Raw genomic sequence first — 16,056 nt, forward strand, 5'->3', positions numbered from 1 at the left:
TTACACCTCTTTTCGCACAGGTGGTCTGGTATCAAAGGCATGGAGCAGTTCTTCAAATACAGGGTGGAACTGTATCACACCGACACGACCATATAAATCACTGATAAGGCATTGCCCGTTTTCCAAATCACGCAATCGCTTCTGATTGTTTTCGTCCTCTGGGTCTACACCAAAAAAGGCTAAGGTCTTTTTAATCTCGTTAAGGTCAGTGGAACGAAATGCAAATTTTAAGCCGAGGTTATTTTTCAGTTTTTCATCTAAGAGGTCGTCTGTATTTTGGGTCACGAAATATACCCCAGCGTTCATAGCACGACCAGCCCGAACCAGCTTCATAGATAGTGTTTTTCCTTGTGCTACCTGTAAAAAGCTCCATGCTTCGTCTAAATCTACAATCTTGAAAATGCTTCGGTCTGTATGGATAAAGTCTAAAGCAAAGGTACTAATGACAATCAGCATAGCAACGGATAAAAGCTCCATAGTGGTATATTCCTCAAAGGAAGTTTCCTTGTCGGGAAGTACCAAGTCCGCAACCTGTATAATGTTCAGTTGTTTTTCTAAGCTGATAGACTGCTCCACATAACCATTACTGAATAATAAATGTGCAAAGTCATAGTCTGTAAAACTTTCGATATGGTCGGCTATACTGGTACTTAGTGGCGTATTCTCAACCCGTAATTCCTCAATCACTTTCATCAACCCTCGTACTTCACTATTGGTTACTGCACGAATGGCTTTTCTAAGGATTGGGAAGCGTTCCCCATCACGAGAGGAAATCCCCGTAAGGAATGTCAGAATATCAATAGCCAGTGATTCAGAATCTTTGGGATTTTTCATAATCACATAAGGGTCAAGTAAGCCTTTGTTTTTCTCATCAGAAGTCAGAGTGACGATATTGATTTCATGGGAAATCTCTGGCAAGGTTTCTTTCCATCTGCCACGTTCTGCTTTTGGGTCTACAATCACTGCTTGTGCCCCATAAAGCACCGCATAATAGACGATAAGGTTATTCGCAAAGGATTTACCACCACCCAGCGAACCAACAAAAGCCGACGCTAACGCATTGGTTACTGAACCCTTAACCCCTTGACTGGCAAGAGCAGGTTTCAGATAGACATTGCGTCCAGTATCTAAGCTGTAGCCAACATAAATCCCCTCATTTTCCCCCAGCATTTGAGTAGCACCAAAACCTAAACCAGCGAGGAAATCAGAGGTCACGTATTGAATATAATCATTCATATAACGCTTGCTGGCAGGTAAAAATTCTTCATGTAAGCCGAGCATATCCCCAAATGGTCGTACCAGTTTTACGCTTAAATCGTCATAAAAATCTTTCACTTCATTACAACGACGTTTGAGTTCGTCAAGATCATTTGCTGATACCCTTACCACATAAGACAGCTTGTACATAGATTCCTTGCTTTGGTCTAAATTGGTTTCCAGCTCATTCACACTTTCCAGAGCTTCCGCCACATTGGAGCTGGTTTCATTATCACTTTGCCAAGCGTGGTTATCCAAGTCTTTCAGTTCTTTCTTTTTATTGCGGACAGTAGATAGGGCTTTACGATTCGCTACAATTTCCACATTCATTGACGTATCAATCGGGAATGTAAATTGCTGTTGCTGGTAGTAGAAGATTTCAGAGGACGGGAAGTCCAGTTCTCCGACAATGCTGTTAATGGTAAAGTAAGCTACATAGACGGTTTCATCTTCCTGCTGGATTTTCAAATATCGCTGTTTTTCTTCCACCAAACAGCGAGTAGGCTTAATCAAGTCATAGTATTTAATCAGCGTTTCATTATCCAGCTTTTTCTTTGATAGATGGTACTCATACTCTTCATAGGCAGTGCCTGTCTGTCCGTAAAGGTGTTCAATCAGATAGCCGAAGTCGTCCTTATCTAACCTGCGGATTTTGAAACGACGAGAGATTTTATTTTCTAAGAGCTTTTCCATCTTCTGAAAACGCAGGATTTCATCATTACTCATACTAACAAAATCGCCCATCAGCTTATGGTTCACATCATAGACAAAATCAGACAAAGCATTTTTTGCTTCAACGGTAAGACTTTTCATAGAAAACTCCTGATCGTTGAGAAGCAACTTAAAGCCGATAAAGAAACGGTAGTTCACTTGATTTTCGCCAATCATGGATATTAAAGCGTCTGTCTGTTGGTCGATTTTGTCATAGGCAACCGCTTTGAGCTTGCCAGTGACTTCATTTTTGGAACGCTCTTGTGCAGAACGTATGCTGGATTCTGTACTGATTTGTAAAGCATGAATTTTGCCATCACGATTTTGTGCGATAAGCTGTCTGAAAGAATCATGCACTTGTATTTTCTGTTCTGGACTTAGAAATGAGTAATTGTAAGGAACAAGCTCATAGTAAGCATAACATTCCCCGTCTTTATTCCAGACGAGATTGTTTTCAATGTATTTAATTGGATATGCCATAAAATTCACTCCTAACTGCTGTAATGGCTTCTTGTGGCTGGTTTCTGCCAAGCGTTACTTTTTTTCCTGCATAGGTCAGCTTTGGTCGCAGTGCATAAGCAATGACAGACTTCAAAAATCCATAAGGCTTTTTACCATCAAAAGTTTTTGTAGACATAAACCATGTGAAAGCCACAGGAATCCCAAAGTATTTGAGAAATGCTCCCTCTATCATGGAAAGAGGGGGCAAGTTGCCAAGTATCATCACTGCAAAGAGTGACACGACAAACCATGTCATTTGCGTAAAGGTTATGGGAAACGGAAGTCTAAAATCATTGATAGAATACAGTACCTTTTCCACAGACCAGATACTGGTATAGCTTCGTATTTTCTTCATGTAATCAATCCTTTCATAAAAAATAGGGGTAGCTGATTGAGCCACCCCGTAAAATAGAAAATCTGCCAGTAGTAATGTACCGACAGATTTAATAGACGATTTCAAAAATCCCATGATTGGTTGAGATAAACGTTCCTGAAAGGTCTAAATCCCGACCATAGGCTTGATAATCAATATAGTTTTGAAGACTAGCTGGTACTTCGCCTAAAGCACCCGTTTCTTCAATGTAGTAGCGTGCCACGTCATACATATCATCACAATCGGAATGAATGATAATATCCTCTTGATGTTCGCTTAGTTCTTCAATGCTTGAAAAATGAGTGAGCAGAGCAGATAGCTCCGATTGTAATTCTTCGGGTAATTCCGATACCATTTCCCATAGTCGATTGAGTTCGCCAATGGAAGTGTATTCGTCAACCGTAAAGGGTAACTCGTAGTCATGAATGGCGTATTCCTCATATTCATCATTCAAGCCGATTTTCTCTTTGACTTCCTCAAAGTCAATGGGAAAGGTAAACCACGCACCGACCAATTCGCCCTCATTGTATTTGCCTAAATTCGCAATATAGACTTGCATATCGTCCATATATTCACGTCCTTTCTTTGTAGAGATTCAAAAATCCCTACCGCACTTCGTTTGGTGTACCATTCCTTTGCGGAACATAAGAAAACCACTTATATTCCACAAAAGAACGGTTTTATTTAAGCACCAATAATGCGATTGAATAGCTCTAGTAAAATGTCTTTTACTCCAGCAGCGTTGAAGACTAAGCCAACCGCAATAATCGCAATAATTAAAAAGCCAATCAGTTTGCTAAACTCACGCTTGAAGCCAAGATACAAGCCAATCACAACGATTGCTAAAAGCACCAGTGATTGAGCGTTTGATAGAAACCAGTTATAAAGGTTTTGTCCAAAATTCATAAAAATGTTCTCCTCTCTATATTCAATGAATTTGTATTTGAGTTATTTTTTTGTTGTTATCACGTCCTGTTCTTTTACTGACTGTTGCTTCAAAATCTGCTTGTGTCGGTCTGTCAGTTTCGCATGGTCGAGAATGTCTTTTACAACCTGCGTCTGGTTGATTTCATCAAGTTTAATCGCAACCTTTAAGGTCGGGGCAACTTGATGAGATAGCCAGTTCAGCGTCCTTTGGAAGGAGTAAGGCTCTGGTTTTGTGGTTAGTTTTAATCGTTCACGATTGTTCCCAATAAACCAAGCCCATTCTTCATTCAGTTTCCAATCAGAACGAGGTTTGGAATCGTCTTTATCTACAAAACGGATATACCGATTGATAATTTTAAAGGCGGTATGCTCTGGATTGTCATAGACGAGTAAATCACGGACTGCATAATAGGCACGCTCATTTTTCAATCGAATCTCAAAACGGTTTTTTACTTCTGCGTCTTCAATGGGAATATCATTTTTCTTGTACTGCTCGTAGTCCTTTTCATAGATACAGAAATAAACTTCACTTTGTAATGAACCGATATAGAGGGTGTTTCCCATACATTCCTTTTCCTCTTTGCGTACCAGTTCGCCACTGCGATAGCTTTTAAAACTGCGGAAGACGGAGATACATTCTTCCTGTTGGCACTTTTCAGTGAGTACAGGGATATTTAAAATCCCTGTCTTATCGTTAATGGCAAGGTCAAGGCGTTTCATCACACCGCCAGCCACCAAAACGTCCATAAAGAACTCATACCAGCTTCTTTGTTGTGCCAGAAGATAGCTTTCAAATTGTCTGCACCCACGACCTTTCAATTCCACCAGAACTCCTTTGTCCAGTTCATGGGAGCAAAGGACGAATATGTCGCCTAAAGCATAATGCTCTGAATAAGAATAGAAACCATAGTCCTCATGAAGAAAATAGGACAGTTTCAGTTGTAAGATGTTTTCGACCACCTGCTGTACGTCTGTTGTCGGAAAGCGAATCCTTACATAATCAAACAGCATTTCAAGGGGAGCGTCGGGATTGAAGCGTTCCAGAGCTTCCCAAAGGGACTGCTGTAAATCCTCTGATGGCTTGACTTTTCCTGTTTCAATATCGCTTAGATACTGCCTTGTAATACCAGTCGCAACAGCTAAACGGTTTTGAGATAGTCCATAAGCCAAGCGTTTTTCTTTTAAATGCTGTAACCAAGTTTGTTCATTCAGTAAAAATCCCTCCAATCAAAAAGGCGTATGTCAACTTTTAAAGCCCATTTGACATACGCTGAAATTTTGTAAATCCCTTGTAACCAAAGGATTTTCTAATGTTTTTTTGACTGTTTCCTGTCGATTTGTACCCCCCTGTTAGATACGGGGGGTTAAGTGCTGGCGTGGCTATTGCCACACCAGCCAGCAAGATCAGTCCACACCTGCGACTTCCGCTTCGCACGTCGCCTGCGTGGACTGTCTGCTGTTGGATAACTTTTTAATTTCCTCCAAGAAATCATATCCTTTTGGTACAAGGGGAGTATAAAACTCTGATATGACACTTGTTCCTACATCAACATAGCCACGACCTTTGATTCGCTTTAAGAAGAAATCCTTTTGTACGTCACTGCCAAACATCATGCCATAGCCCATTTCAGACATACGACCTAAAGCCACTCTGAAATTAAACTGATCACGGATTCCGTCGCCTAAATATTTTGCGTCTGGACGTTGACAAGCCAGTATTAGAAAGAAGCCAGCTTGACGACCTAACATGACAATCTGTTTCAGCTTATTCATAACTGCGGTGTTTTCTTTTGTTCCCAGCATTTCCATGAAAGCGACGTATTCATCAAAGATTAAGAAGTGTGCCGGGAGACCTAAGTAAGCATAATTTTTGCCAGTCTTATAGTTCTTCATCTGCTTCATTTCCTCACTACGTTTCATCATTTCTTCATAGAATGTTTCAATGCAAGAAAGCAAGTCTTCTTTTCTATAGTAGACATTTGCCATCACAGAACCTAAGTCCGCAAGATCAGCATTTTTCGGGTCAAGAATATACAGTTTTGAATCTGTATGAAGCAAGGCTTCAATCAGTGTCAGTATAAAGTAAGTTTTACCGCCACCTGTACCACCAGCAATCAACATATGAGGGAGCTTATCATATTCCCACCATACGTTTTTCATTAAGCGAAGTTTACCATCTTTAGCTTCTACTTCATCAATAGAAATACGACTGGCTATGGTGTCATAGAGCAAAGTATATTCCACATAGGAATCCTTTAACTCTTTATCCGTCAGCTCACAGTACAAGCCACTCTCTAATTTCTTTTCCAAGTGTAAGAGTTGGTCTTGATATTTTCCCAGCGTGATTTCCACCCGTATCTGTATCAAGCCATTTTTAAGTCGATAATACATTTTAGGGAAGTAGGTTATCTTTTCCTTTGTACGACCAGCACTATCTTTAAAGAAACCCTCTGTTTTGACCTGTTCAGATTCATACCACTTGTTTTCAAGTATCATCTTTGCCAGTTTTTGACGGTGGTAAAGTTGTTTAACCGTATCATAGCGAACCCGTTTGAATACAAACGCTACCAGCAAGCAGATAAGAATTGCGACACTGAAACTGATAATTAAATAGGGAATGTCAATCTTATCTGCTTGTGATAGGTTAAAATCCTGCCAGTTGATCTGCTGGATTGTCTTCACATGAAACAGTCCGACAACCAGCAGGAAAACAGGCAGGAGTGACGCTATCGTAAAATGAAAGACTAAATCTTTACCAGATGGGCGAATCCTTTTACCACGCTGTTTCATGCGAAAAAGTCTCCTTTCTACCTAGCGACTATTTGTCTTGTGTCGGTTCTTTCTTTGCTTGTGGTTGAGCTTTGAATGAACTAGAATCCTTTGTCAGCACAATATCGTCTGCCTTGATATACCAGTCAACATCTGCTCCTTGATAGGTGGCAGTAGCAACGGTGTCCGCAATGGGATTGATAAGTTCCACCCGTGCGTTATAATCAAACTCTTTCAAAGGCACGCTGGCAGGAATACTTACTTGAATCATGCGTCCTTGTCCTTTGGATTTTAAGTCATAGGTACGTTCCTTGATTTCATCTGAAACCGACCCGTCTTCATTTTGGATTCTCACTTCACGACGTAGAGCAGAGAATTTCAATTCTCCAAAAGTCGTGTCTTTATCTAATACAATGCCATTTGCTAATCTCATCATTTTTCCTCTCTTTCTTTATTCTTTTATCATGTCGTCAGCATGTAAAAGGTAATTTGTAAAACCACGAGTGCCGATTTTGTAGCCCTCTGCGGTAATACGTGGATTGACTAACTTCACACGTTCCTCAAAGCCGAAATGTTTTTCGCCAGCTTCAGCAGGAAGCACCACCACAATATCATCTGCTCTTTGAACATCAGAATAGAGATTATAGCTTCTTGATAAGACAGTTAGCCGTCCGTTGATTCTTCGCTGAACGACTTTATCCTCGCCAGCAAATTCTAAATTGCCGAATGTTTTTTCCATGTTGGGAATCACAAATTTAAGTTCCATATTTTTACCTATCCTTTCTTTTTTATTGGCTGAATGAATGTTTGATGGTCTTAAAGAGTGGGGAACGACCTTTTGATTCTTGATTTTTTGTTTTCATAAGTTCACTTCCTTTCAAAATCGGGTAAAAAAATAGACACCTCATTTTTTGAAGTGTCTACCTATTAAATATTCAAATTTTATTGGAAGTATCTTTATATCTTCACTTTTCAAGGATAAATCGTCGTATCAAAGCTCATTCATAAGTAGTAAATTAGTAGTAAATTGAGTGGTTTTGACCTTGATAAAGTGTGATAAGTCCAGTTTTTATGCGGATAACTAGATTTTTATGCTATTTTTAAACCAAAAAAGACATAGCTAGCATGCCATGTCTTTTCCTCATTCTTATTTTAAAGCAGCTTTAATGTGAACTGTTCATCCTGTTGTTCATAATAGCACTCTGCAATTTGGTCGTTTTCAAAAACCGCCAGCATATCTTCAAAGTTATTTGCCAGCTGATACGTATGCAGCTGTGCCTTTTCTACCCAGAAAACCTCTCCCTCCTCGGAAGAACGAACCTCCCCGGAATGCTGATTTGCTTTAAAAAGTAGCACAACATAGCGCTCTTTGTTTACTGTTTGAAATTGTTTAATTCCGCAAAGTCTCGGGTTTTTTACAATTAATCCTGTTTCTTCATATACCTCACGAACCACAGATGTAACAAAGGATTCGCCTGGCTCCACATGTCCACCCGGAAACGTAATCCCAGGCCAGTTTTTCCCTGCACGATCCTGCACGAGTACATGCCCTTCATCGTCTTCAATCATACACATATTGGTGAATATTGCTGCTTCACTTCTTCCCATCGATACATCTCCATCTCCCTTTTTCTTGATAGATCATCATTTAGGTGCAACATGCATGCTGCAATTATGCAACGTAAGCTTCCAATCTGACTCTTTTTCCAGCTTCGTCACCGAACAATTTCCCAACGAAACATCTACTTGTTCATCCGGAACGAGTGTCAAGAGCATTCTTTTTAAAAAAGCACCATGACTAACAATCAGCACTCGCCGAGACGCATGCTTCTGACAGATATCGGCTAGAAATGCTTGTCCTCTTGCAACCATACGATCCACTGATTCCATTTCAAGCTCTGCTTCACGTTCACGCCAATTCTCCCCCCAGGTGGCAATTCTTTCATCCAAGGTCGTTCCTTCTGTTTTCCCACCGCTTCGCTCACGCAGTCGTTCATCTGTAAATAATGGCACCCGACCAAGCTTCTTTTGGATTGTTTCGCCGGTCTGCTTCGCACGCTGCAAATCGCTTGTATAGATGACATCCCAAGACTCAGCTGCAAGTCTTTCCGCCACACGACGTGCTTGCTCCATTCCTTCCGCATCTAATGGAATATCTGTACACCCCTGTGAACGACCAGCTTTATTCCACGCCGTACAACCGTGACGAATGAGCCCAATTTCAATCATGAAGCATCCCCCTTGTTATATTCATTCAAACATTTGATTTATTTGTAACATCTGTGTGAATTATACTATGTCACCACCAAAGTATCACCCATTTTCCCACTTCTACATGTTTCAGGATGTTGATTTCGGGATATACTAAATAAACAAGTATGAATTTATGGAGGGAAAACAGTGAAACGGTTTCTATTTATACTGTCCACGCTTTTTCTAATCGGTGGCCTTGCAGCATGTGGTAGCGCAGATTCAGATGATAACAACTCAGGCTCATCTGGCAATAATAATGGCAGTCAGCAAGAGGACACAGATACCGGATCAGATAATCAATCCGATGGCAATACACAGGATAACAATACGCAAGATGGCAATACAGACAATGCCGGAGACGACATGCAGGCGAAAATGGACGAGCTGGATATATACGAATTTGAAATTGAAGTATCCTATGGAAAAAACAAGGAATATGAAGCAAAAATTGATCAAGACGAGGAACACCCCGTTAAAGCAGAAATTGAGGACGAGCTAAACGACGTATATTTGAATGGACAAGAAGCCTTTGACCAGCTGTACGATATTATCAAAGACCTGACCCTAACGAAGGATAGCTCCAAAGAAGAAGCGATTGATCAGATCCTACAGGGCTTTGACCTAGCGAATGACTATGAAAAATTCGACCTGGAAATCAATTATCACGATGGTTCAGAACTCGAAGTAGAAGATCGTAAATAAAGTGAAGCTTCAATTAGTGGAGGTTTCCGCGCTGCCCCCACTGATTGTTAGTTGAACCAATCAGGCCTTTACTGGCTGTTGATCCCCCACTTACAATGCTTGTTATCAACAAAGACACTTGATGTGGGGGGCTTACAGCCAGTTAATCTGTGGTAAAACAACAAAAGCAAAAGCCATTATGCAAGATTTGGGCTTTTGCTTTTATACTTTACAGTTCATCCCTATATGCCTTTGTCCAATGAAACGGTTGAATCTCTTCAAGTGTTTTGAATAGAAGAGACTGCGCTTCGGTAGTAACTGCTGCTTTAACATCTGCACCCCAATAAAACAATCTTTCCTGACAGACACCACACGGCGTTAAAATTTTAAATGCAGCCTGCTCATCTTCACGTGCAACACATAGAGAATGGGTTACTTTCACATTCAGTTTATGCGCCTCAAGAATTGCACCTGTTTCCATACATAACTCAGTAGAAGCATTAATCACATCTGGTGCTACGCTTGTAAGGACTTGACCATTTTCGGTATACATCGCGGCAGCCCCACCCCAACCAACAGGATACCTATTTTTTATTAATGCAATCGCCGCATCATAAAGTTTTTGTTCCACATTCACTTTGCCCACTCCACCTATATCACTTTTTTATTATCTGGGAATTACCTTTTGATATTTGTTACACGACAAGCAGTATACTACTGATAACTACAGCACCTACACCATAATGTAAAGCCATTTTTGAAAACACAATATTATTTTGAGTATACGTTCTTACGATGTTATTCAAAACGAACAACACTACAAATGACGTTATTAAACTTAAAATGAAATTTAAAAGCATTTTTAGAATCACATCCAATTTAAGTGAAATTCATTCACCCATAATAGCTGATTAATTAAAGTTAAGCCTGTTTACGAACTCACACCAAAGGGGTCTATCCATACCATATTAAAAAATCTTGCGAAATACGATGAGATACAAAAGATACATATAAAATATCATCACTAAGGCTGAAGCAATGAAGTGATTCGTGGAGAACGGAACGACCATCGTTATATCCGTGATGAACAATATGACAAGACCAATGATGGACAAGAGACCGTATAGCCATTTTTGCATCTTTATCACCACCTTATTTTAAAGAAGTTTACGTGAATCAGGCTTAAAAGGAACTGCCTTTTTCTTTTGCTGGAAAAAAAGTGTAGGACCAGGACCAAATGAAATCAACAACAAAAACAATTCCCCAAATGAGGGAAACCCTATATAATACCTCATTGGCATAAGGGGTTTCTGCTACATTCTCTGTACCTATCCACGATAGATCCTGCATATAATCTATTATTTGTCCCAATCCACTTGTTCCATATATCCAAAATGCTGCCTGGATAACAACAAATACGAACAAATGAATCATGGAGCTCATGCGATATTTTTTCGCAATATAACGTGGATCTTTTTGTCTGGCCATTTTTTCCCGATCTTTGGGCGTTAACAACTCTACTCCGCGCCATTTTCCAATTTTCATACGCATCCATCGGTCCAATTTTTTGAAATCCAATATCCCGAATGTACACGCATATAGAAGAAAAATCATCACGACAATTTGAAAGGTTTCTATTTCACCTGTTTTATTGTACAGCAGCAAGGCCAGCATCGCTTCTATCACTAAAAACACAATAAACAACAGCAAAAAAGTTGAGCTAAGTTGCCGTTTATCAAGCAAATAGCGAACCACCCCAAATCCAATCAAACAAGCAAAAGATAGAATCTCCGCCGCAATGAAAATTTCCCACTGATACTGTATCAAAAAATCCAATCCAGTCCCCCCTCATCTAACTCAAGTATGTCTAATCATACTCCGATGTCAATAGGAAATTTGTTCTTTTACTTGGCTTTCTCACAATCCAAAACTTCAAGTCAAAAGAAAATGCAAGTTAAATCCCGGTGGTTTAAGAGTTAGCTTGCTGTAGTAGGGATTTATCTTACGCCATTTAGGATTTTTATAGAAATCACATACTTTAAAAAAGGTTTATCTTACTTCATTTCAGAAAATACATGATGTCGAGTAACTTAAATGACGTTTATCTTACGTCACTTTGGCTTTTATCCGAAATCACATACTTTAAAATGATTTTCTCAATGGTTTTCCTTCAGTTTTCTATTATATGCTCGAATGCTAAGTCAAGATCTGTTGTCGGTGCTTGGCAAGAAAAGTTTTCACATATATAGACAGTTGTGTGATTGGCTATTTGCTTATAACTGGCTGCAAATGGCGCAACTGTTTTAAAATCATCCGGGTGCTCTCCAACCAAAATAACCGCATGGGGAATAAATGCCTGCTGTAATTTCGTGAGCAACGCTTGGCGCCCAGGATCGTCCACCGCTCCAATAATAACTATTTCCTTCGTCGGATATTCCGTCCATAATAAGCTTTGCATGAAAAATGCCGCTGCAGATGCCTGCCTGCTCACATCCTGAAAAAAAGTATGGTACATCGTTTCCACGTCATCTCTAAAAATGGTCTCCCCAGTCAAATGGGCTAATCTCACTAGCATGACAGCCGCTACCCCGTTTCCAGACGGAAGCGCACCATCATATATTTCTTTATCCCTGGCAATGAGCTGTTCTGCATCTTTACCACTTAGATAAAATCCTCCCTGCTCCGAATCCCAAAATAGATCGAGCATTGTTTCCGCTAATTTTTTTGCCTTTTGCAAATAGCGGAGGGAAAAAGTGGTTTCATAGAGCTCTATATATGCCCAAATCAAATAAGCATAATCATCTAAATAGGCTTTGAACTTTATTTCTCCATCACGATACCTCGCCATTAATCGCCCGTCTTGAAACAATTGCTGTTCAACAAATTCAAGCGCTCTTTCTGCCATATTCGTATAATTTGGATTTTGAAGGACCCTGCCAGCCTTTGCCAAAGCTACCATTGTCATTGCATTCCATGCTGTCAAAATTTTGTCATCAACATGTGGATACACCCTTTCTTCACGGGTAGCCAGCAGCTTTAGCCGAGCCTGTTCCAATAATCTGGCGCGTTCTCCGTCACGATTTTCTAATTCTGCTAAGGTTGGTGGGGAGTCCATTCTGTTTGGAATATTTTTTCCTTCAAAGTTTCCCGTTGGTGTGATTCCATATACTGTGCTATAAAGAGCCCCGACTTCGGATCCGAGCGCCTCCATCACTTCTTCATTGTTCCACACATAATACTTCCCTTCTACCCCTTCTGAATCTGCATCTATAGCTGAATAAAATCCGCCTTTTTCATTCGCCATCTCCCGTTGCAAAAACTGGATGACTTGCTCACTGATTCGCTTGTAATACGGATGCTTGGTCACCTGATAGGCTTCTAAATATGTAGTTAAAAGCAGGGCATTATCATACAGCATTTTTTCAAAGTGAGGCACGAGCCACTTTTCATCTGTTGCATATCTGGCAAAGCCAAACCCAACCTGATCATAAATTCCACCATTCCCCATCGCCTGAAGCGTTTTTTCGACCATATGAATAGCAGTTCTATCCCGTGTTGTTTGATAATAACGAAGCAAAAACATCAAATTTTGTGGTTGCGGAAATTTTGGCGCTTGTCCAAATCCGCCATTTTCCGCATCATATTGCTGCATCAACTGTTTCATCGCCTGTTCTACATGCATTTCCGTTAAACGATCCGTACTTTTTTCTTGAACTGTTTGCTTTAGGGCTTGCGAAACCTTTTCTGTTATACCCTGAATATGTTCGGGATCATCCATGTAACGATCATATAATTGAGTCATGACCTCAGTAAAGCTTGGCATCCCGTATTTGGACTCCTTCGGAAAATACGTGCCAGCATAAAATGGTATACTGTCGGGCGTCATAAATATATTTAACGGCCAACCACCCTGACCTGTCATCATTTGGCACACCTTCATGTATACAGAATCAATATCCGGACGTTCCTCACGATCCACCTTAATCGATACAAACCGCTCATTTAACAAGTCCGCCGTCTCAGGATCTTCAAAGCTTTCATGCGCCATCACATGACACCAATGACATGTACTGTAGCCGATGGAGAGAAAAATTGGCTTTTGCTCAGATTTTGCTTTTTCAAAAGCAGCTGCTCCCCACGGATACCAATTCACTGGATTATGCGCATGCTGCAATAAATATGGAGATTTTTCATCTATCAAACGATTCGAAAACGGTTTTGAAACCATTTCATATCACCCATCTTTCCTTTATCAAGCTTTGCTTATACTGTACCACATGCGCGAAAACATACACGTAGACAATTGCATACTTCATTGGAGAGGAAAAATGAATTGTTCAAACACAAGAAAACAAATTCATTTTCATACGGAAACCAAACGAGTTCACGCATGAAATAACCATGGCGTACGAAAATTTTATAGGGTTGGAATCGGTAAGCCGCCGATTCCTTCAACATGGAAAGAAATTATAAGCGTATGGATATGGGGATAAGTCGCATGCTTTAGCGATAAAGTCGCTTACCTAAAGCCAAAATGCGCATACACTCGCATCGAACTTGCATGCCTATGAACCAAACTCGCATGCCTATGACCAGAAGTCACACACAGGCATGATGACGAAATCGGTTGCAGCCGATTTCCACATCATTTTATTTAAGATAGATTCTCCCCGATACATCGCGCAGGTCGTGCGTCAATGCTATCAACTTATGCAGGATTGGGATAATGTCGCACGTCTCTTCAAATAACCCCGCGCTTCCCCCGTTTCACAAAGCTATCCTTACATTAAGTTTCGGCTTACCACGCCAGCTTAAATGCATCAAAAAACTGCCCCTCTGTTGTTGGGTAACACCTAACAATAGGGGGGCAGCTTGGGTTTATGTTTCGTTTACTTGGATGACCTGATCTTTTCCGGCTGCGATTGCGACCAGGAATATAACGATGGATAGTCCGATTAGCATGCATAATGGCAGCTGCCACCCGCCGGATATGTCATGTAATGCTCCGAACAAGGCTGGGCCTACTGCTGCTAAAAGATATCCGAATGATTGTGCCATTCCGGACATTTCTGATGCTTGGTATCCATCCTGTGTCCGCAGACTGAAAAACATCATACATAAGCTAAACGCACTTCCACTTGCAATACCAATCATAATAATTGCGATTGGTATGAGCACTTGATTTCCCAATAATAATCCAGAAAGGCCTACGATAAATAGTCCGCCTGTTAAACCGCTTAAGAGCTTTTGGTTACGCATTTTTTCTGCAACTACTGGGATAATGAATGTAATAGGTATTAAAGCAAACTGCATAAGGAAGAGCATCCATCCTCCTGCACTGGCGCTATACCCATGGATCCGTAAAATATCGGGCAACCATGTAATTAATGTATAAAAAATAAGTGATTGCAATCCCATAAAAATAGTAATGCACCATGCCAATGGCGAGCGCCAAATGCTTCCTTTTTTCGTCGTGGTCAAATTAGCAGTTAGCGGCGAGTCTACATTTCTTCTTAGCTGTGGAATCCAAATGATAATAGCAATACAAGTAAGGAGTGACCAGGATACTAGTGAGCCCTTCCAGCCAAATCCATTGATATTCGAAAGGGGTACACTTAACCCAGATCCCAGTGCACCAAATATATTCATGAACACCGCATAAAATCCAGTAACCAGCCCAATGCGGAATGGAAAATTCATTTTTACATAACCTGGAATAAGTACATTGCCAATTGCAATTGCTAGGCCAATGCCTATCGTACCAATAAATAAAAAGCCGATTCCGGATAGCGACCTCATGATTATCCCAAATAATAACACGATTAATGATATAAATATCGTTTTCTCCATGCCCAGTTTACTGGCGATTTTTGGTGCAAAGGGTGAGAGTAATGCAAAAGCTAGTAAAGGTATCGTTGTTATCGTCCCGGCTATAGTATTACTTAATCCCAAATCATCACGTATAAATGAAATGAGTGAACCTACAGAAGTTAATGGTGCACGTAAATTGGAGCCAACGACGATAATTCCAATGAATAATAGCCATTGTGCTGCCTGCTTTTCTTGCGTATATTCTAAAGTTGTTATTTTTTTCCCCACAAAAATCCCCCGTTATTATAATCCTATCTTTATTTTTATCGTAAAGCACAGTCGCCCAACGAATTCCTTGTCCCACCAACATCTTTCTTAGACACCACGGATCGTGACGCCATCCAATTCCCTCGGTTTAGCTTGGCGCCGAAGCTGCTGATGGATGCGATAGCTGCAATTACGAATTATCGAACCTATTTATACTACCATTTTCAGCAAAAACAAACACCCCAAAAGTCATATTGACACGCTGCTTTTGGGGTGATCCATTTGTTCACTATTGCATGACGTGAAACTTCAATCAGTGAGGGTTTCATCCTTCCCCCACAGTCAAGTCCATAATCCTGTGTAAATTACATTTACAATGTTTACCAGATTAGACAGAAATATATAATCAAAATTATAAAGCACTAAGTCGATTCCCTGCTGATATACAATTTGATATGGAGGGGCGGGTGTGATAGCCTGTTACGGCATAGCCAGGTAGTTGTTGG

The 16,056-nt window shown here is 40.4% G+C and carries 16 protein-coding genes; 1 reads left to right on the plus strand and 15 read right to left on the minus strand.

The genetic code is table 11. The features are described from left to right. The 10 genes from tcpF to DX933_RS07950 form a co-directional block, all read right to left on the minus strand. Entirely contained in the window at window positions 1-2,448 is a 2,448-nt protein-coding gene (gene tcpF / locus DX933_RS07895; protein ID WP_000331160.1) for a conjugal transfer ATPase TcpF, read from the minus strand. Continuing rightward, on the minus strand, window positions 2,432-2,824 hold the full coding sequence (locus DX933_RS07900; RefSeq protein ID WP_000723888.1) for a conjugal transfer protein: 393 nt from the start codon (window positions 2,822-2,824) through the stop codon (window positions 2,432-2,434). The genes tcpF and DX933_RS07900 overlap by 17 nt, the downstream gene beginning before the upstream one ends. Before the next feature lie 88 nt (window positions 2,825-2,912). Further along, a complete protein-coding gene (locus tag DX933_RS07905; RefSeq protein ID WP_000342539.1) occupies window positions 2,913-3,410 on the minus strand; it encodes an antirestriction protein ArdA in 498 nt (165 codons plus the stop codon). 116 nt (window positions 3,411-3,526) lie between these two features. After that, window positions 3,527-3,748, minus strand: a complete 222-nt coding sequence (locus DX933_RS07910) for a hypothetical protein (RefSeq protein ID WP_001009056.1) — start codon at window positions 3,746-3,748, stop codon at window positions 3,527-3,529. 42 nt (window positions 3,749-3,790) lie between these two features. Further along, window positions 3,791-4,996 carry a MobT family relaxase gene (gene mobT / locus DX933_RS07915; protein ID WP_000398284.1) on the minus strand — a complete coding sequence of 402 codons (1,206 nt, stop codon included), beginning with the start codon at window positions 4,994-4,996 and terminating at the stop codon, window positions 3,791-3,793. A gap of 177 nt (window positions 4,997-5,173) precedes the next feature. Next, complete coding sequence (locus tag DX933_RS07925) at window positions 5,174-6,559, minus strand: FtsK/SpoIIIE domain-containing protein (protein WP_000813488.1); 1,386 nt, start codon at window positions 6,557-6,559, stop codon at window positions 5,174-5,176. Between the two features lie 28 nt (window positions 6,560-6,587). Next, the gene (locus tag DX933_RS07930; protein ID WP_001234286.1) at window positions 6,588-6,971 is read right to left on the minus strand and encodes a YdcP family protein; all 384 of its coding nucleotides are present in this window, start codon (window positions 6,969-6,971) and stop codon (window positions 6,588-6,590) included. Between the two features lie 18 nt (window positions 6,972-6,989). Next, window positions 6,990-7,304, minus strand: a complete 315-nt coding sequence (locus tag DX933_RS07935; protein ID WP_000420682.1) for a YdcP family protein — start codon at window positions 7,302-7,304, stop codon at window positions 6,990-6,992. Window positions 7,305-7,690: 386 nt separating this feature from the next. Continuing rightward, window positions 7,691-8,146, minus strand: coding sequence for an 8-oxo-dGTP diphosphatase (locus tag DX933_RS07945; RefSeq protein ID WP_123315916.1), 456 nt, complete (start codon window positions 8,144-8,146; stop codon window positions 7,691-7,693). A 36-nt stretch (window positions 8,147-8,182) separates the two neighbouring features. Further along, on the minus strand, window positions 8,183-8,767 hold the full coding sequence (locus tag DX933_RS07950) for a histidine phosphatase family protein (protein WP_123315917.1): 585 nt from the start codon (window positions 8,765-8,767) through the stop codon (window positions 8,183-8,185). Between the two features lie 171 nt (window positions 8,768-8,938). Between DX933_RS07950 and DX933_RS07955 the strand changes: the two genes are divergently transcribed. Continuing rightward, a complete protein-coding gene (locus DX933_RS07955; RefSeq protein WP_123315918.1) occupies window positions 8,939-9,493 on the plus strand; it encodes a YusW family protein in 555 nt (184 codons plus the stop codon). Between the two features lie 208 nt (window positions 9,494-9,701). Here DX933_RS07955 and DX933_RS07960 read toward each other — a convergent pair whose 3' ends face one another. The 5 genes from DX933_RS07960 to DX933_RS07975 form a co-directional block, all read right to left on the minus strand. After that, the gene (locus DX933_RS07960) at window positions 9,702-10,109 is read right to left on the minus strand and encodes a cytidine deaminase (RefSeq protein WP_123315919.1); all 408 of its coding nucleotides are present in this window, start codon (window positions 10,107-10,109) and stop codon (window positions 9,702-9,704) included. A 331-nt stretch (window positions 10,110-10,440) separates the two neighbouring features. After that, window positions 10,441-10,611, minus strand: a complete 171-nt coding sequence (locus DX933_RS18410; RefSeq protein ID WP_190279455.1) for a hypothetical protein — start codon at window positions 10,609-10,611, stop codon at window positions 10,441-10,443. Window positions 10,612-10,654: 43 nt separating this feature from the next. Further along, window positions 10,655-11,308: a hypothetical protein gene (locus DX933_RS07965; protein ID WP_123315920.1), complete on the minus strand. Its 654-nt coding sequence runs from the start codon at window positions 11,306-11,308 to the stop codon at window positions 10,655-10,657. Between the two features lie 334 nt (window positions 11,309-11,642). Continuing rightward, window positions 11,643-13,700, minus strand: coding sequence for a thioredoxin domain-containing protein (locus DX933_RS07970; protein ID WP_123315921.1), 2,058 nt, complete (start codon window positions 13,698-13,700; stop codon window positions 11,643-11,645). 650 nt (window positions 13,701-14,350) lie between these two features. Then, window positions 14,351-15,571, minus strand: coding sequence for a CynX/NimT family MFS transporter (locus DX933_RS07975; RefSeq protein WP_223805917.1), 1,221 nt, complete (start codon window positions 15,569-15,571; stop codon window positions 14,351-14,353). Between the last annotated feature and the right edge of the window lie 485 nt (window positions 15,572-16,056).

It is taken from the genome of Ornithinibacillus gellani, from assembly GCF_003730295.1.
Taxonomy (GTDB): Bacteria; Bacillota; Bacilli; order Bacillales; family Amphibacillaceae; genus Ornithinibacillus_A; species Ornithinibacillus_A gellani.

Bases quoted from the DNA above. Each gene is read 5' to 3' on its own strand.
- DX933_RS07930 (WP_001234286.1), bottom strand. From the start codon at position 6,971: ATGAGATTAGCAAATGGCATTGTATTAGATAAAGACACGACTTTTGGA.
- tcpF (WP_000331160.1), bottom strand. From the start codon at position 2,448: ATGGCATATCCAATTAAATACATTGAAAACAATCTCGTCTGGAATAAA.
- DX933_RS07945 (WP_123315916.1), bottom strand. From the start codon at position 8,146: ATGGGAAGAAGTGAAGCAGCAATATTCACCAATATGTGTATGATTGAA.
- DX933_RS07950 (WP_123315917.1), bottom strand. From the start codon at position 8,767: ATGATTGAAATTGGGCTCATTCGTCACGGTTGTACGGCGTGGAATAAA.
- DX933_RS07935 (WP_000420682.1), bottom strand. From the start codon at position 7,304: ATGGAACTTAAATTTGTGATTCCCAACATGGAAAAAACATTCGGCAAT.
- DX933_RS07970 (WP_123315921.1), bottom strand. From the start codon at position 13,700: ATGGTTTCAAAACCGTTTTCGAATCGTTTGATAGATGAAAAATCTCCA.
- DX933_RS07905 (WP_000342539.1), bottom strand. From the start codon at position 3,410: ATGGACGATATGCAAGTCTATATTGCGAATTTAGGCAAATACAATGAG.
- DX933_RS07925 (WP_000813488.1), bottom strand. From the start codon at position 6,559: ATGAAACAGCGTGGTAAAAGGATTCGCCCATCTGGTAAAGATTTAGTC.
- DX933_RS07910 (WP_001009056.1), bottom strand. From the start codon at position 3,748: ATGAATTTTGGACAAAACCTTTATAACTGGTTTCTATCAAACGCTCAA.
- DX933_RS07900 (WP_000723888.1), bottom strand. From the start codon at position 2,824: ATGAAGAAAATACGAAGCTATACCAGTATCTGGTCTGTGGAAAAGGTA.
- DX933_RS18410 (WP_190279455.1), bottom strand. From the start codon at position 10,611: ATGCAAAAATGGCTATACGGTCTCTTGTCCATCATTGGTCTTGTCATA.